Raw genomic sequence first — 6184 nt, forward strand, 5'->3', positions numbered from 1 at the left:
AGCTTCAGGTTCATGATCCGGCTGTTGAGTCTTCAGGTCTTCCAAAGCATCTTTGATCGCATCAAGCACCATATCTGCGCTATTCCAGCAATCATTGAAGTCAGAGGTTATCACTCCCATTTCTGAGATGATTTCAAGCCTGGTCAATAAAGCGATCGGGAAGCGTTGGCGTGCCAGATCTCTGGTTTGCTCCCAAACTGGGGTGAGCGGCTTGTAGTTAAGCAACTCGCTGCCAATGTAGTGCGCAATGTAATCCTCCAACACAGCTATAGCTGGAGTGTTCGCCCCTGGAACCAGCCTCATCCCCTTTGAGATAAACAGCTGCTCAATGGCTTCATACTCGCCACGAAGCCCCGGGTACTCTATAAGAGCCATCCGGTCTATCCGGCCGTCATCGAAGTAGTTCAGAAGCAAGCGGTGCACTTTACCTTTCGTTTTCAGTGACGCTTCATATTTTGCAAAGTCAGAGCCATATCGGTGGTGAGCCCCTTCGTGCATGCCAAACCCCATGGCGGCCGCGGCCTGAACGGGATCGCCTGCATCGAAGAAAGGCATTAACACCACACCTTGAGTTGTACCTGCAGTAGAATAATTTCCCCAGGTCGTCCTCAAACCGAAGTCGTTGGCCATCATTGCTAACCGAATTTGAATGGTCAGCATTTTGCTTTGAGTAGACTGCATTGTGTGTCTCCAATAATTAAAACCCCAGGGCAAGCCTGGGGTTGGTTGGGGTTGCCTTGATAAGGCGGATTAGTAAAAACCGGCCACTTGGGTGGGGGGAGTATTGGAGGTGGTCGATATGGCGGCTAACATCCCGGTGAGGAAGTTGTCCTGGGAAGTGGTAACAGAACCCGGTGCATCTGTTGGGTCTTCTTCCTCTTCGATCTCCAGCTTGGCAGTCCTTAGGGACGACAAGTAGCTCGGATCGCTCAACAACGTGAGCAAGCCCATCATTTTACTCAGCTCAGTAGCATCCAGTTGCGCAGCCCGTCTCTTGGGGAGAGAACTTTCGAACGCATCAATGCTGTCAATCGCCGGTTGGATAAAACTATCCAGCACAGCCATCTGTATGAGCTTTTCCTTGATGTTCGTCACATATCTCAGTGACTTGCGAGTGAACTTACTACCGTTGGACATCGAATACTGGAAGTCTCGCAAAGAGTTGCGAGCCATTTCAGAGATCGTATCAACAGCAGCATCGCCAAGCGGGTTGTTAACCACATCTTCATTCACGCGATACGAAAATGAAACCTGCTTCCGGACGTAATCCACGTCATAGAGCGAGGCTCGTATGCGAGAGGCGAAATCGTGGAGAGACACTGTTGCGGCTGCCTGTTGTATCCAGGAGTCGCATTCTGCGTCGTAGTTGAGTAAGAGCTGATCAAGATTTGCGTAGAAGCTGATTCTCATCAACTCCAGGCCGTCAGTGACCTCACTCAATAAATGGCGAGGCACAGCCCAAGCGCCAAGGACTTGGAAACCGACTTTGCTAAGCAGGGCGATACCCTCTTGGCGAGCTCGGCCTTGGAATGCGATCTTTTTCTTATCGAAGACCGATTTTGACCCTAAGCGAACCACATCAGCAGCTAACGCTTCATTTTCAAGTCCTAAATCAAGGGGCTTGTTATTCCGGGTCGCAGACCAGGTGGTGACTTTGAAATCCACCAGCACATAGCGCTGGAAAAATTCGACAAAGTTCATTGCGGTAAAGGATGACATGGGTAATTCCTTATCTCTGGACAAGGAGCTCCCATAGCGGGAAGACTCCCGTCAGGGTGGTGTTGGCCTATTTGGCCGGGTTGGGGTTGCGATCCGCGGATGCGGTGTGCCTTGAATCGCTGAGCACAAAACGCCACAAAAAGTAGCGCTCTCGGAAATGTCCACCAAACACATCCGACAACACTCTGATCTGGATTTTTTGCGCGACAAACACGACTCGACGAGTCACAAAGGCGAGGTTGGAAGCTACGGCCCAGAAAGGAGTCCGATTAGCCGTTCGGACATGGGCATACTATCTCAGGTGGGGACAAAAAAATCAACGCTGCCTAGGGGCAGCGTTGGTTTCACTCTCTTTAATTCTTAGGATTGCCATATCAAGCCAGGCACCCAACGTTGGGTGATTTCCTTGCCGGCAGTACCGGGACCAACATGGCCAAAAGTCCGGGTCGTTCTTTGGCCAGGGTGGCTCGTGAGCCTCTAGCGTCCGATTAACCAAGACCCTGGTTACAGCCTTTATGATCGCCGCAGCACCAGCACCAGAACATGGCAGTTTAGGAAGTCGCGACACGCTGTCTTTCAGTCCTTGCACTGTTCTGTACTCGGCCACTTTCCCTTTGATGCACAACGCATAAAGGGGCCTACAGTTCTTTGCCCAAGGCATATCAGGTAGTTCGTACCCCATTCGCAGTGGCACGATGTTGACTGTATCCCCGATGATGCCAATGAGAAATTCATTGGCCCCACCAGCTTGTTGCTTGCTTAACACATACTCAACCACGAGATCTACTTCTTTGCTGAGCGTGGTACCAAGAATGTCGTGCAAGCATCCTTTCAGTGTACTCATACAAATACCCCAAAGAAAACCCGGCTCTGGGCCGGGTTGGTTGGTTGGTGTTAGAAGGTTAGTAAAAAGCGAACTCAAACAGACCTTTATGTTTGCTGAGTATCTGCTTTACCGCCTCCTGGAGTTGTTGAACTGGCGCATCAGATATGCCGACAGACTGCAGATGCTTAAGTTGTTCGGATAAACACAGATCAGTAAAATTCCGACTCTGGTCATCGATCATGTCAAAAGCGTTGTGCAGAGCGAGCAGCAATAACATTACGACCTGCCCGGCATCTATCCTTTTGGTTACCCCCCGAAAGGGAATGTTGCCAGTCAAGTTGCATCCGTAAAGCCCTCCATCGCCTGGCATTGTTGGTGTGATAAACACCCCCTCCTCAGCTAGTTCCGCCATGATGTTTTGCCACGTAGCAACGACTTGCTCTGGTTCGGTAATTTTGGCTCGAAAGTACATGGTACTTAGTCCTCAACCCAAGACTGGCCAAAAACAGCTTTGCAAAGGTGCATCGCCGCTTCGTAAGTCGCCTCATCACCAACTAAACGATGAGCATAAGCCTCGTGGAAGGTTTTTTTGACCCTGTTACGGACTGATGTTGGGCTGGTACGAACCATCTCTCTCACCCAACGAAGCAGGCTGCGAATGGACAAAGGTTTATCCATCGCGACTCCGTTCGTCATCGTGAAATCGTTTTGTTGAGACTTTTCTACAGCAGTATTGATATCACGCATAACGCGAATCATTTCTGGTAGCAAAGCTTCGATTGCATTGACGTGCGAGGATGGAACTTTTTGTCCAAGATCTTCTTCCCAATCAGTAAGCTTGATTGCGATCTTGTTTTTGCAAATCGTGTTCATGTCTTCGTCACTCAACTCACTGGGCGCGAGTGGGATGAAGCGGTCGATAAGCGCATCACTCAACCCGGTAGTGCCTCTGAAGCCAGATAGCCCAGTGATACCACCGTTGTTGAAGGTGAACACACACCGGAACAGCTTGTGCGGCTCCAACCATTCACCAGTTTCAGCCAGCTCGATTCCATGGGTCATAAGCTCATAGAAAGCGACCAGCTCCGCTGGTTGCATGGCATCAGCTTCGTTGAGCAAGAAGATCCCGCCGTTGAGCAGAGCTTCCCGCAATGGACCAGACACGAACTCACCCGTGGCCGGGTTAACACGCCCGAGCAAATCCAGCTGGAAGCTGGTCTCCTGGGTGCCTTCGACCTGATATAGCGGCCACTGAGTTCGGGCTGCGTACTGGATGACTCCGGTTGTCTTGCCGGCACCATACCCGCCATAGGAAACGATGATGTCTCCATCTGGATCGGCCATAATCCTGCGCACATCATCAAGGAAGGCTGTTGTGAAAACGTGTGGTTTTCTTACCGGCACGCGGGGGTTCATCAAGTGATCATCACCATGGGGACAACGAACTTTGATGTTTGCATCCAGGCCAAATTCGCTGCCAGAAATGAAATTGTGCTGAGTCATAGAATCTCCGAAAACCTGATTGAGCAGGTTGTTTTTGTGTTGGGCTGATTGCCCGGGTTGGTGTTGGTCGCGAGTGACACATTGCGGACCGAGTGCCATAGAGACAGCCAGGGCTGTTTCTGCATGTGCGCTGAGGCCGGCGAAATACCGGTGAACGGACATGCAGAATCAGCCAACGAGGGCTTGAGTGATAGATCACGGGTGAGGACGTCGGCAGAGCGCCGGGATGTTGGTGTTGGCGTCAAGCCATTTGGCTCGCCCCCTGAGATAGACGCCGGGAGCAGGGACAGAATAGCCTTCCGTGGACCAGGTGTAAAGACGGCCACCCCTTACGGGATGGCCTGATTTACTTAACAAAAATCAACAGCAAGCATTTCAGCGGCCCCCTGACCGTTGTACTCGATCTGGCTGACTCTGATGGTCTCAGTTGATTGTCTTCTATATAGATCCGGGTTGGGTAAAGTGATGTTGGGGTTATGCTTTTGAACATCCTCTGTCCATTTCACATAGTCGATAACCCCTTGCCGCGGGGAGGAATGCAATCGTACACCTGCATACTCGGCCTTTACGTGGTTACCCATCATGGAGCGCAATGCTTTTTTCAGCTCGGCTTCCCGGGCCTTGGCCTCATCAATCTTCACCTTGATAGGAGACATGTCACGCCAGACTTGCAGCAGCTCCGCGGCAATTTGGGTCCATGCTTCCTGGTCTTTTTGCGTGCTCGGCTCGAAATAGTCAAGCTCTGTAATCGGCGGGGCTTCATCCCGTTCGTACAGGTCCCACCACCATTTTTGCCGCTCGATCAGCAGTTCTATTAGCTCCTCATCACGTGTGATGCGAAACACTATTAGCTTGCGATCATAGGCGCGATAAAAGGCCAAATAGCCAATCTTAGCTCCTGTCGCCAGTAGCTGGTCTTGTACCTGGGGTAGGTACCGTTGATAGGCCTCCGAGTTCCGGCGTTCTTGCATTACCGACTCGAAGGTTTCCCATGCCGGTACTTTGAGCTCAACTGGAGAGCCATCGGACATTAACCCATCCAACGAAACGCGAATAAAGGAATATGTCTCATGCTGCACACAGGTTGGTATCACCAGGTCAAGTATGCCTTGCGATTCCAGCCAGCGCTCGAACGCCTGTCGGGCCAGCGGCTCTTGCTCATTTCCTCTTCGCACCAAAAAGTTCTTGCTCAAGTCTGTGCCGGGCTTGCGCCCAGTTTTGACCATCCAAAATGCACGCGCACTTTCATGTGCGTATGGCCACTGGATTACAGAAGCAACACTAGATGCTCCTATGCCACCAGCTCGCCACTTATGCCATTCAGGGGTTCCCTGAACTAGGTCGACGTAGATCATGGGTGTGTCCTCTATCAATCAGCCGATGTTGAACGCTAGGGCGGTCAAATTTCGATCTGACATGGATTGCTTATGGGCAGAAGCCCGGGTTGGTGTTGGTCGCGTGTGGCACATTGCGGACCGAGTGCCATAGAGACAGCCTTGGGCTGTTTCTGCATGTACGCTGACGCCGGCGAAATACCGGTGAACGGACATGCAGAATCAGCCAACGAGGGCCAGGGTGATAGATCACGGGTGGGAATGCCGGCGCAGGGCTGGGGGATTGGTGTTGGTGCCAGGCCTCATGGCTTGCTCTTATAAGGCACCGAGAGCGATTTTCTGTTGTAGTCTATATAGGTGTTCAATAGCTGTCTAGGCCAATTAGCAGCCTCCACTTGCCGTTCAGACCGTGCTCTATGGAACCGGGCAATAGTGCAGAGCCTCTCGATGAACGGCTTACACAGCCTTGCCGTGTGTGGGGCAAAAAAAAGCCACCGATACGGTGGCTTGAAGTTGCGAGTTACATGGCTAGCAGAAGCTGATCACCTTCGACATAGCGTTTCAGTGGCCTATTTGGCAACTTAACCACCACATCTGGCAATTGAGCCATTACTAATCGCCGCCCTGTTTTGACCATCCGAACGAAGCTGAGATAAGTTGCGTATTCCGGCGAAGTTGAACAGCCATTCCGGCCAACGTGAACACCCTGATCCTTAACGCGCTCACGTCACCCCGTTTCTAACTCGAGTGTTCAGATTGGGTCAACTCACTTCTCCTCTTTCTCATCGATTCTCCCTTCAGT

Annotated in this window: 6 protein-coding genes; all 6 read right to left on the minus strand. The window is 51.5% G+C overall.

Features of this window, described 5'->3' with window-relative positions; genetic code table 11:
• Positions 1–681: hypothetical protein (locus tag J9892_RS20665; protein WP_210538837.1), on the minus strand; the 681-nt coding region annotated here is incomplete at its 3' end.
• Positions 682–750: 69 nt separating this feature from the next.
• Positions 751–1719, minus strand: coding sequence for a DUF3150 domain-containing protein (locus J9892_RS20670; RefSeq protein WP_210538840.1), 969 nt, complete (start codon positions 1717–1719; stop codon positions 751–753).
• Positions 1720–2035: 316 nt separating this feature from the next.
• Complete coding sequence (locus J9892_RS20675; RefSeq protein WP_210538842.1) at positions 2036–2563, minus strand: hypothetical protein; 528 nt, start codon at positions 2561–2563, stop codon at positions 2036–2038.
• 58 nt (positions 2564–2621) lie between these two features.
• Complete coding sequence (locus J9892_RS20680; RefSeq protein WP_210538844.1) at positions 2622–3017, minus strand: hypothetical protein; 396 nt, start codon at positions 3015–3017, stop codon at positions 2622–2624.
• A gap of 5 nt (positions 3018–3022) precedes the next feature.
• Positions 3023–4048: an AAA family ATPase gene (locus tag J9892_RS20685; protein WP_210538847.1), complete on the minus strand. Its 1026-nt coding sequence runs from the start codon at positions 4046–4048 to the stop codon at positions 3023–3025.
• Positions 4049–4398: 350 nt separating this feature from the next.
• Positions 4399–5403 (minus strand): lambda-exonuclease family protein, encoded by a 1005-nt coding sequence (locus tag J9892_RS20690; protein WP_210538849.1) that lies wholly within the window; start codon positions 5401–5403, stop codon positions 4399–4401.
• Between the last annotated feature and the right edge of the window lie 781 nt (positions 5404–6184).

It is taken from the genome of Aeromonas sp. Prich7-2 (assembly GCF_017939255.1).
GTDB lineage: Bacteria > Pseudomonadota > Gammaproteobacteria > Enterobacterales > Aeromonadaceae > Aeromonas > Aeromonas caviae.